Annotated in this window: 18 protein-coding genes; 4 read left to right on the top strand and 14 right to left on the bottom strand. The window is 67.8% G+C overall.

The features are described from left to right. Positions 1-46: 46 nt before the first annotated feature. Together speB and ACFTZB_RS16295 are read right to left on the bottom strand one after the other, a co-directional pair. Positions 47-1,063: an agmatinase gene (gene speB / locus ACFTZB_RS16300; RefSeq protein WP_378432918.1), complete on the bottom strand. Its 1,017-nt coding sequence runs from the start codon at positions 1,061-1,063 to the stop codon at positions 47-49. Positions 1,064-1,100: 37 nt separating this feature from the next. Beyond that, the gene (locus tag ACFTZB_RS16295) at positions 1,101-2,483 is read right to left on the bottom strand and encodes an MFS transporter (protein ID WP_378432917.1); all 1,383 of its coding nucleotides are present in this window, start codon (positions 2,481-2,483) and stop codon (positions 1,101-1,103) included. 163 nt (positions 2,484-2,646) lie between these two features. Between ACFTZB_RS16295 and ACFTZB_RS16290 the strand changes: the two genes are divergently transcribed. Next, the gene (locus ACFTZB_RS16290) at positions 2,647-4,221 is read left to right on the top strand and encodes a PucR family transcriptional regulator (RefSeq protein ID WP_378432916.1); all 1,575 of its coding nucleotides are present in this window, start codon (positions 2,647-2,649) and stop codon (positions 4,219-4,221) included. Here ACFTZB_RS16290 and ACFTZB_RS16285 read toward each other — a convergent pair. Both ACFTZB_RS16285 and ACFTZB_RS16280 read right to left on the bottom strand, forming a co-directional pair. Beyond that, positions 4,184-5,023: an HpcH/HpaI aldolase/citrate lyase family protein gene (locus ACFTZB_RS16285; RefSeq protein ID WP_378432915.1), complete on the bottom strand. Its 840-nt coding sequence runs from the start codon at positions 5,021-5,023 to the stop codon at positions 4,184-4,186. The two genes, ACFTZB_RS16290 and ACFTZB_RS16285, sit on opposite strands and share 38 nt — an antisense overlap. A 41-nt stretch (positions 5,024-5,064) precedes the next feature. Next, a complete protein-coding gene (locus tag ACFTZB_RS16280; protein ID WP_378432926.1) occupies positions 5,065-6,513 on the bottom strand; it encodes an aspartate ammonia-lyase in 1,449 nt (482 codons plus the stop codon). A 229-nt stretch (positions 6,514-6,742) separates the two neighbouring features. On the opposite strand from ACFTZB_RS16280, the gene ACFTZB_RS16275 reads away from it, so the two are divergent. Then, positions 6,743-7,393 (top strand): GntR family transcriptional regulator, encoded by a 651-nt coding sequence (locus ACFTZB_RS16275; protein WP_378432914.1) that lies wholly within the window; start codon positions 6,743-6,745, stop codon positions 7,391-7,393. A gap of 45 nt (positions 7,394-7,438) precedes the next feature. Here ACFTZB_RS16275 and ACFTZB_RS16270 read toward each other — a convergent pair whose 3' ends face one another. From ACFTZB_RS16270 to ACFTZB_RS16260, 3 genes are all read right to left on the bottom strand, one after another. Beyond that, complete coding sequence (locus tag ACFTZB_RS16270; protein ID WP_378432924.1) at positions 7,439-8,641, bottom strand: cytochrome P450; 1,203 nt, start codon at positions 8,639-8,641, stop codon at positions 7,439-7,441. A gap of 44 nt (positions 8,642-8,685) precedes the next feature. Continuing rightward, positions 8,686-9,660 carry a PDR/VanB family oxidoreductase gene (locus tag ACFTZB_RS16265; RefSeq protein WP_378432912.1) on the bottom strand — a complete coding sequence of 325 codons (975 nt, stop codon included), beginning with the start codon at positions 9,658-9,660 and terminating at the stop codon, positions 8,686-8,688. A 97-nt stretch (positions 9,661-9,757) separates the two neighbouring features. Next, positions 9,758-10,414 (bottom strand): TetR/AcrR family transcriptional regulator, encoded by a 657-nt coding sequence (locus tag ACFTZB_RS16260; RefSeq protein WP_378432911.1) that lies wholly within the window; start codon positions 10,412-10,414, stop codon positions 9,758-9,760. Positions 10,415-10,532: 118 nt separating this feature from the next. Between ACFTZB_RS16260 and ACFTZB_RS16255 the strand changes: the two genes are divergently transcribed. Beyond that, the gene (locus ACFTZB_RS16255) at positions 10,533-11,573 is read left to right on the top strand and encodes an NAD(P)-dependent alcohol dehydrogenase (protein ID WP_378432910.1); all 1,041 of its coding nucleotides are present in this window, start codon (positions 10,533-10,535) and stop codon (positions 11,571-11,573) included. 1 nt (position 11,574) lies between these two features. Here the strand turns inward: ACFTZB_RS16255 and ACFTZB_RS16250 are convergent, their stop codons facing one another. The 7 genes from ACFTZB_RS16250 to ACFTZB_RS16220 all read right to left on the bottom strand — a co-directional run bounded on the left by ACFTZB_RS16250 (position 11,575) and on the right by ACFTZB_RS16220 (position 17,015). Then, positions 11,575-11,730 (bottom strand): hypothetical protein, encoded by a 156-nt coding sequence (locus ACFTZB_RS16250; protein WP_378432909.1) that lies wholly within the window; start codon positions 11,728-11,730, stop codon positions 11,575-11,577. Between the two features lie 76 nt (positions 11,731-11,806). Beyond that, positions 11,807-12,559 carry an IclR family transcriptional regulator gene (locus ACFTZB_RS16245; protein ID WP_378432908.1) on the bottom strand — a complete coding sequence of 251 codons (753 nt, stop codon included), beginning with the start codon at positions 12,557-12,559 and terminating at the stop codon, positions 11,807-11,809. 27 nt (positions 12,560-12,586) lie between these two features. Next, positions 12,587-14,224 (bottom strand): ABC transporter permease, encoded by a 1,638-nt coding sequence (locus ACFTZB_RS16240; RefSeq protein WP_378432907.1) that lies wholly within the window; start codon positions 14,222-14,224, stop codon positions 12,587-12,589. Continuing rightward, positions 14,221-15,150: an ATP-binding cassette domain-containing protein gene (locus ACFTZB_RS16235; RefSeq protein WP_378432905.1), complete on the bottom strand. Its 930-nt coding sequence runs from the start codon at positions 15,148-15,150 to the stop codon at positions 14,221-14,223. Before ACFTZB_RS16235 ends, ACFTZB_RS16240 begins: the two co-directional genes overlap by 4 nt. 8 nt (positions 15,151-15,158) lie before the next feature. Continuing rightward, entirely contained in the window at positions 15,159-15,863 is a 705-nt protein-coding gene (locus ACFTZB_RS16230; RefSeq protein ID WP_378432903.1) for a TetR family transcriptional regulator, read from the bottom strand. Between the two features lie 48 nt (positions 15,864-15,911). Further along, the gene (locus ACFTZB_RS16225) at positions 15,912-16,289 is read right to left on the bottom strand and encodes a decarboxylase (protein ID WP_378432902.1); all 378 of its coding nucleotides are present in this window, start codon (positions 16,287-16,289) and stop codon (positions 15,912-15,914) included. 114 nt (positions 16,290-16,403) lie between these two features. Continuing rightward, entirely contained in the window at positions 16,404-17,015 is a 612-nt protein-coding gene (locus ACFTZB_RS16220) for a hypothetical protein (RefSeq protein WP_378432922.1), read from the bottom strand. 126 nt (positions 17,016-17,141) lie between these two features. Between ACFTZB_RS16220 and ACFTZB_RS16215 the strand changes: the two genes are divergently transcribed. Next, the gene (locus tag ACFTZB_RS16215) at positions 17,142-18,032 is read left to right on the top strand and encodes an alpha/beta fold hydrolase (RefSeq protein WP_378432901.1); all 891 of its coding nucleotides are present in this window, start codon (positions 17,142-17,144) and stop codon (positions 18,030-18,032) included. Positions 18,033-18,037 lie beyond the last annotated feature (5 nt).

Genomic DNA, 18,037 nt, shown 5'->3' with positions numbered 1-18,037 from the left:
GTCTCCGGGGCACCGCTTCGTCGGGACGCTGAGAGATTCAGGATGTTCAGTAACTCGGCACCGACGCACCGATGGCTTCGGCCGCCGCGGACACGGTGTCGCGCTGTGAACCCGCGACCATGAGCGACACGAGGTCGAATACCACGGTAGCGGCTGCGACACAGGTGATTTCGGCGTGATCATAGGCCGGGGCCACCTCGACGACGTCGGCGCCGACGACGTTGAGCCCGGTCAGCTGGCGCAGCATCCGGAGCAGTTCGCGGGATGTCAGGCCACCTGCTTCCGGCGTGCCGGTTCCGGGGGCGAATGCGGGGTCGAGGACGTCGATGTCGATCGACACGTACACCGGCACGTCACCGACACGCCGGCGGACGACGTCGACGGCCGCCTCGATGCCCATCACGTCCAGATCGCCCGCGCGGATGATCCGGAATCCCATCCGCGCGTCGTCGTTCAGGTCGGCCTGGTCGTAGATCGGACCGCGGATTCCGACGTGAATGGAGTGGTCCTCGACGAGAAGACCCTCTTCGAATGCGCGCCGGAAGATCGTCCCGTGCGTCACCGGCTGACTGAAGTAGGTGTCCCAGGTGTCGAGGTGAGCGTCGAAGTGCACCAGGGCGATCGGTCCGTGCTGGGCGTGCAGGGCCCGCAGATTCGGCAGGGCGATCGTGTGGTCGCCGCCGATCGAGACGATCTTCCGGTCGCCGCCGCCGAGAATCTCGGCGGCGTGTGCCTCGATCTGCCGGCAGGCCTCGCCGATGTCGTACGGCGTCACCGTCACGTCGCCGGCGTCGACGACCTGCACTTCTTCGAGCGGTGCGACGCCGAGTTCGACGTGATAGCCGGGGCGCAGTGCCCGCGCCGCCTGCCGGACGGCCATCGGGCCGAACCGGGCGCCGGGCCGGTACGACGTGCCGCCGTCGAAGGGGACACCGAGGATCGCGATGTCGTAGTCGTCGACCTCGTGGATGTCGGCGATGCGGGCGAACGTGCCCTTGCCGGCGTAACGGGGAACCTGGGTTGCGGGCAGTGCACCGACGAGGGTCTCTCTGGGCTGGGGCATGGCTGTCTCTCCTGTACTCGGGAAGGTTCTTGTCAGGTCAGGCGCGCGTCACGGGCGCCGGGTCGGGATCGACGGACTTCTCTACTTCTTCCGACTCGGTTTTCGACGCGGTGTCCGACAGCGACGCGCCGCGGGTCTCCGGTGCGAGGAAGAGGGACGCGACGAGGCCGACCAGGCTGACCACCGCGCCGATCATCAACGCCCCGCCGGCCCCGAACGTCACCAGCGCCATCGGCATCAGATAGGTGCCTGCGGCAGAGCCGATCCGGCTGATCGCCGTGCCCATGCCGACGGCGGTGGCCCGGACCTCGGTGGGGAACAACTCGTTCGGGTAGACCACCTCGAGGAAGCTCGAGGCACCGGAGCTGATGGCGAACACCGCAAGCGCGAGGAAGAAGATCTTCGCCGAGACGTCGGGAATCAGCGCGGGCACGGCGAGCGCGACGACGATGATCGCGAACGAACAGATCAGCAGCTTCCGGCGGCCGATCTTCTCCACCAGCCACAGTCCGGGTATGCCGCCGACCACGAACAGGATCGCGATGATCAGCGAACCGCCGTACAGGTTGGCGTCGCCGTACAGCCCGAAGGACTCGAGAAGGTCGGGGGCGAACGTGTACACCGCGAACAGCGGGATCACCTGGGCCGTCCAGAAGATCGCCACGAAGATGGTGCGGCGCAGGTAGGGCTTCTGGAACACCCGGAAGAAGGACGTGCTGACGACGGGTTCCTCGGGAAGGTCGGCGACGCCGTACTGCTCGCCGAAGACGCGCTTGATGGACGCGTCGGCCTCCGCCATCCGCCCCTTGCTCATCAGCCAGCGGGGCGACTCCGGGGTGCCCATCCGGGCGAGCAGCGTGATGATCGCGAAGATCGCCGGGCTCGCCAGCAGGAAGCGCCACGCGTCGGGTCCGAGTCCTCTCGCGGAGAAACCGACCACGTACGCGGCCGCGGCGCCGACGGCCCACACCACGAACATGGCGCCCAGCAGTCGGCCACGCTGCCGTTTCGGCAGGAACTCGGCGAGCAGCGACGTGGCGATCGGATAGTCGGCGCCGATGGCCACACCCAGCAGGAATCGCAGCAGGATGATCTGCCACGCCTCACCGCAGAACGCGGAGAGGACGGAGAACACGGCGAGCGCGACGAGGTCGGCGATGTACATGACGTGCCGGCCGATCTTGTCCGTCACGTACCCGAACACACCGCCGCCGACGAAGATGCCGACCAGGCTGGCCGCGCCGATGAGACCGATCTCGGTGGCGCTGAGATCCATGGCCGGTTCGAGGGTGATGAGCGCGACGCCGATGATCGACAACGCGAAGCCGTCGATGAACGGCCCGCCGGACGAGAACGCCGTCAGCTTCTTGTGGAAGGAAGTTAGCGGTGCATCGTCTATGAGATGACCGGTAGTTGTCATTGGGGCTCCTGGACTGGATCAAGTGCGGGTGCTGCCGGTTGTGACGTCCAACACAGACTGCCTGGCCATTCCGGCGCAGCACGAGTAGCCAATGCGCAAAACCGGTGGTTACGCTTTATTCGATCGCACAAACATGATTGGGCATTGACGCAGAGGAGGTTCCGTGGCCATCACCGTCGGTGAGCTGGTCGAGATCCCGCATCTGCGCCTGGACGTATATTCCGGGGCGTCCGGCCTCGGTCGCGAGGTCACCTGGACCCACACGTCCGACCTGCCCGAACCGTGGCGCTGGGTCACCGGCGGCGAGTTCCTGATGACCAACGGCATGTCTTTCCCGAAGTCGGCGAAAGACCAGGCGGATCTGGTCCGGCACCTCGCGGGCGCCGGGGTGGCCGGGCTGGGCATCGGCGAGAACATGTACTGCCCGCGGCTGACGGCGGCATTCACGCGCACCAGCGACGAACTGGGCTTCCCGGTCCTGTGGATCCGGTACCCACTCCCCTTCGTCGCCATCTCCCGGGCGGTGGCCGAGGCCACCCTTGTCGACCAGTCACAACGACTCGGTCGCACCGTCCGCATCTACGACCTGATTCGCCGGCACACCGCCCGCGGCGACGCGCCCGCCGACCTCCTGTCCGCACTCGCGCGCGAACTGGGTTGCGAGATTCAGGTATGCGACCGCGCCACCGGGGAGCCCTGGTTTCCCGGCACACAGCCGCTGGATCCGACGCTCAGCGACGCCGTGGTGGCGTTGTCCGAGGCGTCGAAGAATGTGACGGGCGGCGCATACGGACTTCCGTCGGTCGGCAACCGGGCCGCAATGCTCACCGGCATTCCCCGGCACTCCGGTGCCGCACTGGTGACGCTCAGTGACCCGAAGGTCGGGGTCGACCCGATCCAGCTCCAGCATGCCGCCACGGTGGTCGCCATCGAGCTGTCCCAGACACAGTTGATGCTCGAGCACGAACGCCGCTACGGTGCGGGGCTTCTCACGCAGATGCTGGAGGGCCGCATGGACATCTCCGGGGTCACCGCCCAGCTCGCCGAGCTGGGGCTGACACCCGAGTCGGCCGTGCTGGTGGCGGCGCGCAGCGAAGAGCCGGAACGGATGCTCGAACTGCACAATTCGCTGTGGCGGAACACCCTTCCGTATCTGTGCCTGGTGCGCATGGGTACCGCGCACGTCCTCGTGCCGGACGGCCCGGACACCGACACGGTGCTGTCCCGCGCGCTGGGCCCGACCGCCCGCATCGGCATCAGCCGAACCCTCGGGTCCCTCGCACGTTTTCAGGATGCGGCCCGGGAGGCCCTGTGGGCACTGTCGATCGCCGAACGCCGCGAGACGATCGCATCCCGATACGGCAGCGCCGTCCCGTGGGTCGGACTGTCGAGCGTGGCCGACGCACAAACCCTGGTGGACAGGATCCTGCGCCCGGTTCTGGACTACGACGAACAGCACAACTCGCGGCTCGTCGAAACGCTCGACGCCTTCCTGCAGAACCAGCGGTCGTGGCAGCAGACGGCGCAAGCGATGCACATTCACCGGCAGACGGTCATGTACCGCATCCGCAAGGTCGAGGCGCTGACGTCCCGCGACCTTGCGGACACCAATTCACTGTCCGAACTCTGGCTCGCCGTGCGCGCTGCGGAACTGCTCTACACCCGCGACCGGGACTGGTCGGAGTCGACGGACGACAATCTCACGCCGACACCGAGAAGACGTCGGCCAGGTGGGTGATCCTCAGGGCGCGCGCGAGTTTGGGGAGGTCGCTGCCGTCGGCGACGTTCTCGCCCTGTGCGCCGAGTTGTGCGATGACCTCGGTGGCCCATTCCACGTCGGTGCGTTGCGGGGACAGTGCACGATTGACGGTCGCCGTGTCACCGGCACGCATGCAGAGCTTGCCGGTCATGCCCATCGTCCTGGTGACGGCCAGGGCGTCGGTGAGATCAGGTTCGCCCGTCAGGCACGGGCCGTCGATGGGTCCGGCGATCCCGGCGGCGCGGCTCGCGACGACGAGTCGTCCCCGCGCGTACGCCAGGGCGTCGGGGGCATCGCCGGCGCCGGTATCCCGGCGGAAGTCGCCGGTGCCGAACGCTATTCGGGTCGTCGAGTCCGCCGAGGCGATATCGAAGGCGAATTCGACACCACGCGCCGATTCGACCAGGGCGAGGATCGGCGTCTGCGGCAGCTCGGCGGCCGTGCGGTCGACGTGGTCCGCGGATTCGGTCTTGGCGAGCATCACGCCACGCAGGCCGGGGAGCCCGCGGATCGCATCCAGATCCTCGGCCCAGTCCGCGGTGGTGACATTGTTGATGCGCACCCACCCGGCACCCCCACCGGCGAGGAAGCCGGCCACATGGTCGCGGGCCCGCGTTTTCGACGCCGGAACGACGCCGTCCTCGAGGTCGAAGATGACTGCGTCGGCCGCCGAGTTCGTGGCTGCGGCGAACTCTTCCGGGCGCGAGCCCGCGACCAGGAGCCAGGAGCGCGCATGTGCCGCGGGGACCACGACGGCGTGCGCCGGAGGTGTGAGGGTCATCCGTTTCTCGTTTCTCTCGATAGTGCGGGTGGATTCGTCGGTCAGTGCGCGGGGACGCCGCCGACCGGGTCGAGGGCGGTGAATTCGCGATCCACGGTGGGCGCGGTGAGCAGGCCGGCGAGACGCCGGGGCGACAGGATGTCGTCGACCTGCGCCTGGGTGAGCAGGCCGTCTTCGACGGCGAGGTCGCCGACGTAGGCCCCGGTCGCGAGGGCCCGCTTGGCGATGTCCGCGCTGGCGGTGTACCCGATGAACGGTGAAAGCGCGGTGACGATGCCGATCGAGCGCCGCACGCCCTGCTCGAGGTGGTCGCGGTTGGCGGTGATCCCGTCGACGCACTTGACGGCCAGGGTGTCTGCCGCCGCGGCCAGGTGCGTCGTCGAACGCAACAGGCTGTAGACGATGACCGGCTCGAATGCGTTGAGCTGGAGCTGCCCGCCCTCGGCCGCCATCGTGACCGTGAGATCGTTGCCGATCACCTCGAACGCGACCTGGTTGACCATCTCGGGGATGACCGGATTCACCTTGCCGGGCATGATCGACGAACCTGCCTGAGCCGGAGGCAGATTGATCTCACCGAGCCCTGCCGTCGGCCCCGAGGAGGTGAGCCGCAGATCGTTGCACGTCTTGGACAGTTTCACGGCGACGCGTTTGAGGATGCCGGAGACCTGCACGAATGCTCCACAGTCCTGAGTTGCCTCGACGAGGTTGCCTGCCGGCACGACCGGTTCGCCGGTCAACTCGCGTAAGTAGTTGCAGGCGAGCGCCGAATACTCGGGATGACCGTTGATCCCGGTGCCGATGGCGGTGCCACCGAGGTTGGATTCGAGCAGCAGCAGGACGCCCTCGGAGAGCCGGGCGCAGTCTTCGTTCAACATGATCGAGTAGGCGGCGAACTCCTGCCCCAGGGTCATCGGTACCGCGTCCTGAAGCTGGGTACGCCCCATCTTGACGACGTCGTCGAACTCGATCGCTTTGCGGTCGAACGACTCTGCGAGCCGGCCGAGCGACGCGATCAGCAGCCGGAGGTGTTCGACCAGCGCGAGCTTGATCGCGGTCGGGTACACGTCGTTGGTGGACTGCCCCAGGTTCACGTGGGTGAGCGGGTCGAGCTCGGAGTAGGCGCCGCGACCGAATCCCAGGATCTCGAGTGCACGATTCGCGATCACCTCGTTGGCGTTCATGTTCGACGACGTACCCGCACCGCCCTGGATCGGGTCGATCGGAAACTGGTCGAGCAGCGCCCCAGCCCGAATCTCCGCGCACGCGGCCACAATGGCATCGGCGCGCCGGTCGTCGATGAGACCTAGGTCTCGATTAGCTTGGCAGGCCGCCTGTTTCACCGTCGCCAGCGACGCGACGAGCGCCGGGTACTGGCCGATCACAGACCCCGTGATGGCGAAGTTGTCCCTCGCACGGGCGGTGTGGACGCCGTAGTACGCCCGCGCCGGCACCGCCAGATCTCCGATCGAGTCGTGCTCGATCCGCACATCGCACTCGCTCAACTTTTCCACCAGCACCTATTCGCCGTTCTACTGAGGTCGATCGCTGCCCGTCGAACAGTACACCACATCCAATATATTGGTTGGCCGAAGGAAGACGTTCTCGATACCTTCGCGGCATGGTGCCCGGCCCGCGCCCACGCGGCCCCAGGAGCGCGCATCGTGCAGCGTTACAGTATCCAGTATGTTGCGTGATAATCCGGTGGAGCGCCCTCGCATGAGCGACGTCGCGTTCGAGCGGATCTGCGACGCGATCGTCACCGGTGAGCTCGCGCCCGGATCCAAGGTCAAAGACAGCGAGCTGGCTGAACATCTGGGCTTGAGCCGGACCCCGGTCCGCGAGGCGCTTGCACGGCTGATCGACACCGGACTCGTCGAGGCCAAACCCGCCGCCTTCACCCGGATCACCCCGCTGAACCGCGCCGACGTCGAATCAACGCTCGCAGTGATGGAAGTTCTGGACCAACTGGCCGTGAAGACGGGGGTTCCCAACCTCACCGACGACATGATCGCCGTGATGCGCAGCGCCAACGACGACCTCGCGCAGGCGATCAAGGCCAACGACATCGGTGCCGCTCTCGCCGCGGACGACACCCTTCACGGCATCATCGTCGAGGCGGCCGCCAACCCGTTGCTCAAGCGGCTCATGCACCAGGTGCACCCCCAGATCCACCGGATCTACTACCGCAAGTTCTCCAGCCTCCGCGGCTGGCAGGACGCGATCCAGCACCACGACAAATTGATCGACCTGTGCGCAACCCGGGACGGAGAAGCGGCGGCCGAGGTGTCCTCGCAGCACCGGCGATTCCTGGGCGGCCTGATCGGCGAACTCTTCGACATCGACGAGTCCGCCGCCGACACGTCGTAACCAGCCACGACTGACCGGGCACCGTCAATACATACGTACGTATGGTCAGCCGAGCCGCACCCGCACCGGCACCGATTCCCACGACCGCAGCGTGTTGTTGAGGTGACGGCGCACCGGCCCGGCGATCTCCAGCGACTCCACCCGGGAGGCCAGCGCCGTCAGCAACGCCTCCGATTCGAGGCGCGCGACATGCTGGCCGACGCACTGGTGGATGCCCATTCCGTACCCCACGTGCCCGGACGGATTCCGGCGGAGATCGAACGCGTCCGGATCGTCCCACCTGCGCGGATCACGGTTCGCGGCGCCGAGGAACATCAGAATCTTCCTGCCGTCGGGGATCACCGTGCCGCCGATCTCGACGTCACTCGTGGCCGTGCGGAAAAACGTCTGGACCGGTGACTCCCACCGCACGGCCTCGTCGAACGCCGTCCGGGCCAGCGTGCGATTCTCGCGCAGCCTCGCCCACTGCTCCGGATGCCGCGCGAACGCGTAGAGCACGGCCGCGAGCCCGTTGACCGTGGTATCCACGCCTGCCGTCAGCAGCGAGCGCACGGCGAGCGGCGCCTGCTTGTACGTGATGTCGCCGCGGTCGGCCGCCGCCCAGATCTGCGCACCGAAGCCGTCGCCGGTGAGCGCGTCGCGGGCGCACTGCTCGTCGACCCAGCCGGACAGTTCGGCCACCCGGGGCGCCCCCTTCTCCACCAGGCTGTTGACCGGACCGAACGCATTGAAGGCGTGGTCCCCGTACGGCAGCAGGTTCTCCCGTCCGGTGCCGGAGATGCCGACGGCGTCCGGGAAGACCCGCAGCGGGAACGCGGCAGCGAGGTCGGTGACCGCGTCGAATTCGGTTGCGTTCGAGAGCAACTGGTCGACAAGAATGTCTGCGTCCTGAATCCACGACGCCCTGAGCTTCTGCAGTGCGCGCGGACCCAGAATCTTGCTCAGCACCGCTCGCGGCGCGTCGTGGTGCGGTGGGTCGGCCTCGAGCAGGATGCTCGGGGGCCGCCACGGGGTCTCGTACCGGAAGTTGCTCAACCCGACCCCGGCGGCGGAGTGGAACGACTGCCAGTCGGTCAGCGCGGCATGGACCTGCTCGTAGCGGCCGAGCGCGAAGACGTCGTAGCGCCGCAGGTACACGACCGGGCCCGCGTCCCGCAGGTCTGCCTGGAACGGCAACGGGTCCTGCAGGACGTCGAGAGCGAACGGGTCGGCGTCGCTGACGGGCAACGCGGGGGCAGGGGCGAACATCGTCACGGAAAATCCCTTCGCTGGGTGTGTCACGTGTGGGTGTGTCAGAGGTCGAGCACGAGACGGTCGGAACACGACCGTGAGACGCAGATGAGCATGCAGTCGCCTGCGGATCGATCGTCGTCGTCGAGGACGGAATCGCGGTGGTCGGGGACGCCGGCGAGGACGGTGGTCTCACAGGTCCCGCACGTGCCCTCGCGGCACGACGACAGGACGTTGACCCCGGCCGCCTGAACCGCGTCGAGGACGCTGGCGCCGGGAGTCACCGTCACCGCGAGGCCGGAGCGCGCGAGTTCCACCTCGAACGGTTCGTCGCGCAGCGGCGCGCCCCGGTCCTGCGGCACGAAACGCTCGGTCCGTAGCGAGCCCACACGCCAGTCGGCGCAACAGCTTTCGACGGCCGCAAGTAGCGGGCCGGGTCCGCACACGTAGACCTTCGCCTGGGCGGCGGCGGCCGCGGCGAGATACGCGGGCAGGTCGGGATGGCCCTGCTCGTCCCGGGGCACGACGACCACCCGGTCGCCGTAGCCGGCGAGTTCGTCCCGGAACGCCATGGACGTCCGGGTGCGCCCGCCGTACAGGAGTTGCCAGTCGATTCCCATCAGTTCCGCCTGGCGGATCATCGGCAGCAGCGGGGTGATTCCGATGCCGCCGGCGACGAACAGGTACCTCGGCGCGGGGACGAGCGGGAAGTTGTTGCGCGGGCCGCCTACCCCGACGAGGTCGCCTTCGGCCAGTTCGTCGTGGACGTACGCGGACCCGCCGCGGCCGGCGGGTTCCCGCAGCACCCCGACCCGGTAGGTGTGCGCGTCCCAACGGTCGCCGCACAGCGAGTACTGGCGGGTGAGCCCGTTCGGGAGCATCAGGTCGATGTGGGCTCCGGGCGCCCAGTCCGGCAGCCGCCGGCCGTCCGGGTGCCGCAACGTCAGCGCGACGACGCCCTCCGCGACAACCTCTTTGGCGACAACTCGCAGCGCCGCGTCCGCCGGCGCACCGGAAGAAACCGGGTTCTGTGGCATTTCGACTCCTCGATCTCGCGTTTGTTCGAGGATCTTCCGACCGGGGGCCGAGCCGCCAGAGCATTTTCAATAGTTGAAAGTCGACACGTAACCGGGGTCACTCAGCGCACAGAACAGCCCGCGCGAGTCCGTCCAGGACGAGATCGAGTCCGTACTCGTACTCGTCGCCGAATTCGTATCCGGGAGCCATCGCGTGCTCCGTCACGAACTCGGCAAGGTGTGGGTACTCGTCGGCCCGGACACTCCCCAGGATCGCCGTCGCGACGTCGGCGAGTTCGCCGGACGAGCCGAACGGCAGACTCGCTTCCTGCATCGCGAACCCGTAGATATAGCTGTCCAGCACCGAGAAGGCGTGTGCAGCAAACTCGATGGAGAATCCCGCTGACCGCAGAATCCCCAGCACCGCGTCGTGGTGACGAAGCGTTGCCGGGCCGGGCGTCGCACGGGACTCCATCAGAACGGTGGCCCAGCGGTGCCGCACGAGCACGTCGCGCGCGGAGATCGCCCGCCGGCGCATCGCGGTCTTCCAATCGAGCCCCGTCTGCGGCAGGTCGATCTCGCCGAAGACGACGTCGACCATGCCGTCGAGGAGGTCGGGCTTGTTCTTCACGTGGCGGTACAGCGACATCGCCTCCACCCCGAGCGTCTGCGCGATGCGGCGCATCGTGAGGGCGTCGAAACCGCTGTCGTCGGCAAGATCGACGGCGGCGCGCAGGACCCGCTCCCGAGTCAGGGGAACACGGGGTTCTGTCATCGCTCATTCTCCATCGGCGAAAGTTTACGTTGTAAGCATCAGACTTACATTGTAAGCTTACACTGTAATCAGAGGTCGGGGATTGCGCACCCGGCCCACCCTCGAACGGAGCCCGACAATGGAGCCACCGACCGAACCCGAACGCCCCACCGACGCGTCCAGGCACCCACGCGGCACGATGAAGGCCGTCGTCCGGGACGTCTACGGCCCGCCCGAGATCCTCGAACTGCGGGATGTCGCGGTACCCGTTCCCGCCGCCGGCCAGGTGCTGGTCCGAGTGCACGCGGCGGGTGTCGATCGCGGCGTGGCGCACCTCGTGACCGGACTCCCGTACCCGTTGCGCCTCGCCGGGTACGGCTTCCGCAGGCCCAAGGTCGCCGTTCCCGGGATGGACCTCGCCGGGCGCGTCGAGGCGGTCGGCGACGGCGTCACCGGATTCCGGCCCGGCGACGACGTCTTCGGCATCGGCACCGGGGCGTTCGCGGAGTACGCGTGCGCGCCCGCGGCCAAACTCGCACACAAGCCGGCCGACCTGACGTTCGCGCAGGCCGCGGCGATCGCAATCTCCGGCCTCCCGGCGCTGCAGGCGGTACGCGACCATGGCAGGGTCGCGGCGGGGCAGTCGGTGCTGATCCTCGGCGCCTCCGGCGGCGTGGGCACGTTCGCCGTGCAGATCGCCAAGGCGTACGGCGCGGAGGTCACCGGCGTGTGCAGCACCGCGAAGGTCGACCTGGTCCGGTCGATCGGCGCCGATCACGTCGTCGACTACACAGTCGACGACGTCACCTGGCTCGGACGACGCTACGACGTCGTCCTCGACATCGGCGGCAACACGTCGCTGTCGCGGCTGCGCCGGGTCCTCACTCCGCGCGGGAGACTCGTCATCGTCGGCGGCGAAACGGATGGACGGTGGCTGGGCGGCACGGATCGTCAACTCCGCGCACTCGCTCTGTCCCCCTTCGTGAGTCAGACACTGTGCGTGTTCGTCTCGAAGGAGGACGGCGCCGACCTGCGCGTGCTCCGCGACCTCGTCGAGTCGGGAGACGTCACACCGGTCGTCGAGCGGACGTACCCGCTGGGCGAGGCCGCCACGGCACTCCGGCGCCTCGTCGACGGTCAGGTGCGCGGAAAAGTCGTGCTCTCCGTGTCTGCCGACTGAGTCAGGAGGTGTGGGCCCGCCGGTTCATGTCCTTGTCGACCGCGGTGGCGATGTCGTGCACGAGCCGGGAATGCCAGTGTTTGTGGGCCTCGAGATCCGCGGTGAGGGCGTGGCAGTCCGGGCATTCCAGGGGGCTGGGTTGTGCGGTGCTTTCCATGGCGCTGCGCTTTCCGGGAGAAGTGGTTCCGCTTCCACCGTGGCACGGGCGGGGCGGATAGTCCACCGCAGTGGGCCTACTTCGACGCGGTCGCCATTACCCGGGTGATACCCTTCGCGGCCGCCTGCAGCGCGGGGATCTGCGCGTACGCCTTCTCGTCGTTCGGCACGACGACCGATAGCGCGGCGACCACCTTGCCGGTGCCGTCCCGCACCGGAACCGCAACACCCGTCGTGTCCGGGTACAGGTGACCGGCACAGAGGATGTAGCCGTGTCGGCGCACGTCCGCCAGCACACCCCGCAACTGTCGTGGGGTACGAATCGTCTTGTCGGTGAAAACCTTCAACGGCTCCCCGAGGATCCGTTCCTGGAGCTCCGACGGTCCGTGCGCGAGCAGGATCAGCCCGGACGAAGAGACGTGCAGCGGCATCCGGCCGGCGATGCGCGTGTAGTTGACCACGGCGCCCGGCGCCGTGAGTCGCTCGATGAACAACACCTCGTCGCCTTCGAGGACACCGAGTTGCGTGTGCTGCCCGACGACGGCGTGCAGATCCTCCATGAACGGCATCGCCGCTTCCCGGAGCCCGAGGGTCGGGGACGCCCGCGACGCGACCTCCCACAGGCGCACCCCGATCCGCACCTTCCGGTCCTCACGCTCGAGCCAGCCGCACCCGACCAGTTCGTCGATCAGCCGCGACGTCGTGGAGATGTGGAGACCGGCCCGGCGGGCGATCTCGGACACCGTCAGCAACGAATCGTCCGAACGGAACGATTCGACTATTCGCACCGTCCGGGCCAGGACGGACTCGCCGGTGTGCACACGTGCCATGCCTTCAGTGTGCACACCGGCCGGGGATCAGCGCAGATCGCGCCGCCGGAACGCCGCCACACCCACCGCGATCAGCGCGGCCGTGATCAGCAGCAGCCACCCGATCGGCGCCCATTCGAACTCACCGCCCGGCAGCTTCGTGGCGTGGCTGAACGGCTCGAGATTCAGCACCGCCTGCGGGAACTGCGCGATCGACCCCACCATGAAGATCAGCAGGAACGCAACGAGCACTCCCCACGCCACCGGCGTGAACCGCGGAACCACACCGAACAGCAGGACCGTCACTCCGGCCAGCATCCAGATCGCGGGAAGCTGCACGAGCGCCGCCCCGACCACACGTGGCAGGGCCCCACCCACGTCGCCGACGGATGCACCGTAGGTGAGTCCGGCGGCCACACCGGCCACCACCATCGCGACCGCCGGACCCAGCAACGCGAACAGGATGTGACTCGACGCCCACCGGACCCGGCCGACGGAACCGGCGGTCACGGGTTCGAGACGCTGGGCGTTCTCCTCCGAATACAGGCGCAGCGACGCGGAGATCGCGTAGGCCGCGGCCGCGATGGCGAGCATGGTGAACGCGTAGCCGATGAACGATTCCTCCAGCGACTGCGACCCACCCATCCGCAGGATGATGTCCCGGATCGTCTGACTGTTGCCGACCTGGCCGCCGACGCCCTTGGCGGCGCTGCCTATCAGCAGGCCGTACAGTCCGAGCCCGGCGGTCCAGGCCGCGAGCGTGCCGCGGTGCATCCGCCACGCCAGCCCCAGAGTCCCGGCGAGCGCAGGCGATGCGTCGGTGGGTCCGGGTCGTTCGGCGATCAGGCCGGCCCCGACATCGCGTCGGCGCAGGAGAGCGTATGCCGCCCAGATGAGTACGGCCGCCGTGACGAGGCTGGGGATGACGACCCACCAGCGTTCGTCGGCGTACGGACGGATCTGCAACGCCCAGCCGAGCGGCGAGAACCACGACAGGGTGCCGCTGCCGGCGTCACCGATCGCGCGCAACGCGAACGCGGCCCCGAGCACCGTCAACGCGATGCCGCGCGCGACGCGGGCACCGGTACTGACCTGGGCCGCGACGGCCGCCACCGCCGTGAACACCAGACCGGAGCAGGCCAGCGACGTCCCGAAGGCCACCGAGCCGCCCACCGGGAGGTCTCGGGCGAGTAACGCTGCCGCACAGAGAATCCCGGTGACGACGGAGGCGCCGCCCGCGAGGATCAGCGCCGCGGTCAGACCTGAATACCGTCCGACGGCGGTGGAGTCGAGAAGCTCGGCCCGGCCGGTCTCCTCCTCGGCGCGGGTGTGCCGGATGACCGTCAAGATCACCGCCAGCCCGATCAGCGAGTAGTAGATGCCGGCCTTCCACACGCCCACCGAGCCGAGGCTGGAGTTGAAGATCGGCCCGTACATGGCGATCTGTGCGGGGCTGGCCGCCGTGGTGGCCGCGAACTCCGCAAGGTCGGCCGGGGAGGTGTAGATGTCGGCGATGCTCGTGACGTACAGCGCGGGCGCGAACGCGAAGATCAGGATCCACAGCGGCAGTGCGATCCGATCCCGGCGCAGAAACAACCGCAGAAAGTGCAGCGTCCCCGTGAAATCCGAGGAAGACACCGGCGCCGGCTTCACCGGCCGGTACCGGGACACCGTTGCGGTAGTCATGCCCGCACCTTCTCCACCGTGTCAGACGACGCCGTCGGGCCGTCGTCGATCTCGTAGTGCCGCAGGAAGAGTTCTTCGAGGGTCGGGGGCTGGCTGACGAGGCTGCGTACACCGGTGTCGCCGAGCACCCGGATGAGCTCACCGAGATGTTCGCTGTCAACCTGGCAGTGCAACGTCGAGCCGTCGAGCTGGATGTCCGCCACACCGTCGATGCGGCTCAGATCGCCGGGGTCGCCGAGAAGTTCGGCGGTGATCGACGTCCGGCTGAGGTGCCGCATCGATGCCAGCGTGCCGGATTCGACGGTCCGCCCCGACCGGATGATGGTGACCCGCTCACACAGCGCCTCCACCTCCGACAGGATGTGACTGGACAGCAGCACCGTCACCCCGCGGTCCCGGGCCTCGGCGACGCACTCACGGAAAACCTGTTCCATCAACGGATCCAGGCCCGACGTCGGTTCGTCGAGCAGAAGCAGGCGGGCGTTCGACGAGAACGCCGACACCAACGCCACCTTCTGCCGATTGCCCTTCGAATACGCCCGGCCCTTCTTCCGAGGGTCGAGGTCGAAACGCTCGATCAACTCCTGCTTGCGGGACTCGTCCAGTCCGCCGCGCATCCGGGCGAGAAGGTCGATGGTCTCGCCGCCGGACAACGACGGCCACAGCGTCACGTCGCCGGGGACGTAGGCCATGTCGAGGTGCAGTGCCACCGCGTCACGCCAGGGGTCGCGGCCGAAGACGGTGGCCTCACCGCTGTCGGAATGGAGGCTGCCGAGGAGGACGCGGATGGTGGTGGATTTGCCTGCCCCGTTCGGCCCGAGGAACCCGTGCACCTCCCCTTCGCCGACCTCGAGGTCGAGTCCGTCCAGCGCGCGGGTCGGTCCGAACGTCTTCACCAGGTTGCGCACTTCGATGATCGCGCTCATAGCTGCTCCTAGTTCGGGGAGTCGGATTGTTCGGCGGGCGCCGCGCCCGCCTGCGCGGCTCCGTCTTCGGTTGCCAGGTACGCGTCGAGCGTCGACGAATCCGGCAGCAGGCCTTCGGTGTACATCTCGAGGGCGGGCAGCGTGACGTCGGTGGCGAGGTCGCGGATGGCGGTGGCGTAGTCGAGTGGGGTTTCCTTGTCGGCGCGCATCTGCAGGTACAGCAGCATGGCGCCGACGTTGTACAGGGTGAGGTAGCGTGCCCGGGCCTGCGGGTTGCGGCTGGGCCGTACCCTGCCCGTCGCCACTCCGAGTGCGAGGTATTCCTCGGTGTCCTCGACCATGTGCTCGAAGAGGGATTCGCCGAGACCTCCGCCTGCCTGGAAACTCCGTACGATGTACGCGACGAGTGGGGCGTACTGCTCGATGTCGGCGAGAGCCTGCATGGCGCCCGCCGGTCCGGGCGTGGAGATCGCCTCCGCCTTCCGTTCCCGGATGATGCGGAGGACGTGCTCGTCGCATTCCGCGCGCAGGCCGTCTTTCGATCCGAAATGGTGGATCACCAGGCCGGGCGATACCCCGGCCGCGGTGGCGATCGCCCGCACTCCGGTACTGAAGCCATGATTGCCGAACACCGTGATGGCCGCGTCGCGCACTCGCGCGCGGGTGGTCATGTCGGGGTGCGGGACCTCGGAACCGAGACTGGTTGAACGCATGTTTAGTACGCTAAACGCGCGTTCAACCGGGCGCAAGGGGTGCCCGCGTCAAGATTTCGTCAACGTGGACACCCGGGCGTGCGTGAACGCGACGCTCGGACGGGGATACCGGTTTCGGGCGCAGGCCTCGTCCAAAGCCTCGTCGACGACCTCCTGCACGTCCGCCCCGCCCTCGCCCTGCACGACGAGTTCCGTCAGGATCACGCCGGAGTCGCGCCGGACCTGTTCCATCAGCCCGATCGCGTCCCCAATGGCTTCGGAATCCGCAGCGCAGCGGAAACCGACGAGCCGCAGCTGCGGCTGTTCCATCACCGCGCGTAGCGCGTCCTCGATACCCGGCCCGGTCGCACCGAGAACCGAGAGGTCGAGCACCGTGTCCTGACGCGGCCGCTCGTGAACGAATGGGTGGGGAAGATGAAGCGTCATCGGAACCTCCTGGGGATCCAGTTCCAGATCTACCCCCCTCACGCGAGGATTCGACGAGCCTTGACGCCGATCTGACTCCGGTGACCACAATCCTGACGCGCTATTGGCGCGGCCCTAAGCCGTGGTGGCCTTCTCGACGGCCGCCCGGGTCAGTTCAGTCAGTTTGCCGACGTTCTCGGGGGTGGCCGGATAGCCGGCCGACGTGACCCCGACAACGTACTCGCCGGCGAGCGCGCCGTACCCGATGTGCGTGTCCGCTCCCTGGGTCACGGTTCCGGCGAACGCCTTGTCGCCGACATCGGCCGGCGCAGGCAGCGGTGTGAACCCCTGGACGACTTCACTTTTGCCGATCGCCTGCTCGAATGCGGTGGAGGCCGCGTCGGGGCTGGCATAGTGATCCACGGAGATGGTGACCCTCCTCCCGTCGCCGCCTTCATAGATGACCATTCGCGTCGCGTCGGGGGCGTCGGACGCTGTGGTGTTCTCACTCGTCGCCGTCTGGCGTTCCATCTCCGGAAAGTAGTTCTGTACGACGTCCAATCCGAGCAGACGTTCGGGTGGTACGAGGTTCGCTCCGGAGGTCGTCGCAACCGGCTGCGACTCGGCCTCGGACCCGGAGTCCTGCTGCCCGCACCCCGCCGCGAGCACGACCCCGGCCAGGACGATCGAGAGGAAGGTGAGACCGCCGCGCCTGCGCACGCCGTGCCGCTCCGTTGATTGCACCACGCCGGATATCCCCTTCTGCTCGGGACGAGTCACCCGTCGAGCCTAGTATGGAAAAGATCCGAGTACCTGCAGTTTCGACGCCGCCCACCCGGTTTCGGCGTCGGGCCGACACTGTGAGGAGTCCACGTGACGAGCGAGGGAAGCATCCGGATCGGCAGCAGGACCATCACGTATCTCGAAGCCGGTGACCCGGGCGGGCCGCTCGTGCTGCACAACCACGGCGGACCGTCGAGCCGATGGGAGGCCGAACTGTTCGACTCGTACGCGAAGGCCAACGGACTGCGATTCGTCTGCGCGGATCGGCCGGGCATCGGCGGGTCCGACCTCCAGCCCGGTCGCACCTTCGAAAGCTGGACCGCCGACCTCCTGCTGCTGGCCGACTCGTTCGACGCCGACCGGTTCGCGGTGACCGGCTGGTCCGAGGGCGGGCCGTGGGCCTTGGCGGCGGCCGCGTATCTGGACCCGATGCGACTGGTCAGTGTCGTGTGCATCGCCGGCGGCAACTACGGAACGTTCGGCGCGAACTGGGCCGCGAAGCATCTGAGCAGCGTGGACGCGCTGGGTGGTCGCCTGGCGCTGCACTTCCACCCCGGTTTCACGCTCATGTACGAGCTGCTCGGCATAAGTGCCACACATTTCGAGGATCGCTACGGGCGGGCGATCACGAAGTCGGCGTGCGCGGCGGACCGGGAGGTACTGGCCGACGAGGACGTCCTCGCAACCTTCCTGAAGGCAAGCCGGGAGTGTTTTCGCCACGGCGCAGACGGACTCGTCGTCGACGCCACGATGCTCTACGAGGCCTGGCCGTTCGACATGACCAAAGTAAAACGCCCGGTGCACTTCTGGCAGGGCAGTGCAGACACCCTGGTCCCCGAGATCATCAACAAGACGGTGGCCGATCGAACCCCGGGCGCCGTCTGGCACCCGGTCAGCGGTGGTGGCCATTTCATCGCCGTCAGCCACGCCGACGACATCCTCGCGCTGACAGCGAGCGATCTTGCGTCAGCATCCAACTGAAAGAC

This window comes from Rhodococcus sp. NPDC057014 (assembly GCF_042673295.1).
Taxonomy (GTDB): Bacteria; Actinomycetota; Actinomycetes; order Mycobacteriales; family Mycobacteriaceae; genus Rhodococcus_F.
The sequence above is the reverse complement of the archived record's forward strand: the minus strand, read 5'-3'. Positions and strand labels throughout refer to the sequence as shown.

What these genes read in the sequence shown, in the direction of transcription:
- speB (WP_378432918.1), bottom strand. Translation starts at nt 1,063, where the DNA reads ATGCCCCAGCCCAGAGAGACCCTCGTCGGTGCACTGCCCGCAACCCAG.
- ACFTZB_RS16295 (WP_378432917.1), bottom strand. Translation starts at nt 2,483, where the DNA reads ATGACAACTACCGGTCATCTCATAGACGATGCACCGCTAACTTCCTTC.
- ACFTZB_RS16285 (WP_378432915.1), bottom strand. Translation starts at nt 5,023, where the DNA reads ATGACCCTCACACCTCCGGCGCACGCCGTCGTGGTCCCCGCGGCACAT.
- ACFTZB_RS16275 (WP_378432914.1), top strand. Translation starts at nt 6,743, where the DNA reads ATGAGCGACGTCGCGTTCGAGCGGATCTGCGACGCGATCGTCACCGGT.
- ACFTZB_RS16270 (WP_378432924.1), bottom strand. Translation starts at nt 8,641, where the DNA reads ATGTTCGCCCCTGCCCCCGCGTTGCCCGTCAGCGACGCCGACCCGTTC.
- ACFTZB_RS16265 (WP_378432912.1), bottom strand. Translation starts at nt 9,660, where the DNA reads ATGCCACAGAACCCGGTTTCTTCCGGTGCGCCGGCGGACGCGGCGCTG.
- ACFTZB_RS16260 (WP_378432911.1), bottom strand. Translation starts at nt 10,414, where the DNA reads ATGACAGAACCCCGTGTTCCCCTGACTCGGGAGCGGGTCCTGCGCGCC.
- ACFTZB_RS16255 (WP_378432910.1), top strand. Translation starts at nt 10,533, where the DNA reads ATGGAGCCACCGACCGAACCCGAACGCCCCACCGACGCGTCCAGGCAC.
- ACFTZB_RS16250 (WP_378432909.1), bottom strand. Translation starts at nt 11,730, where the DNA reads ATGGAAAGCACCGCACAACCCAGCCCCCTGGAATGCCCGGACTGCCAC.
- ACFTZB_RS16245 (WP_378432908.1), bottom strand. Translation starts at nt 12,559, where the DNA reads ATGGCACGTGTGCACACCGGCGAGTCCGTCCTGGCCCGGACGGTGCGA.
- ACFTZB_RS16240 (WP_378432907.1), bottom strand. Translation starts at nt 14,224, where the DNA reads ATGACTACCGCAACGGTGTCCCGGTACCGGCCGGTGAAGCCGGCGCCG.
- ACFTZB_RS16235 (WP_378432905.1), bottom strand. Translation starts at nt 15,150, where the DNA reads ATGAGCGCGATCATCGAAGTGCGCAACCTGGTGAAGACGTTCGGACCG.
- ACFTZB_RS16230 (WP_378432903.1), bottom strand. Translation starts at nt 15,863, where the DNA reads ATGCGTTCAACCAGTCTCGGTTCCGAGGTCCCGCACCCCGACATGACC.
- ACFTZB_RS16225 (WP_378432902.1), bottom strand. Translation starts at nt 16,289, where the DNA reads ATGACGCTTCATCTTCCCCACCCATTCGTTCACGAGCGGCCGCGTCAG.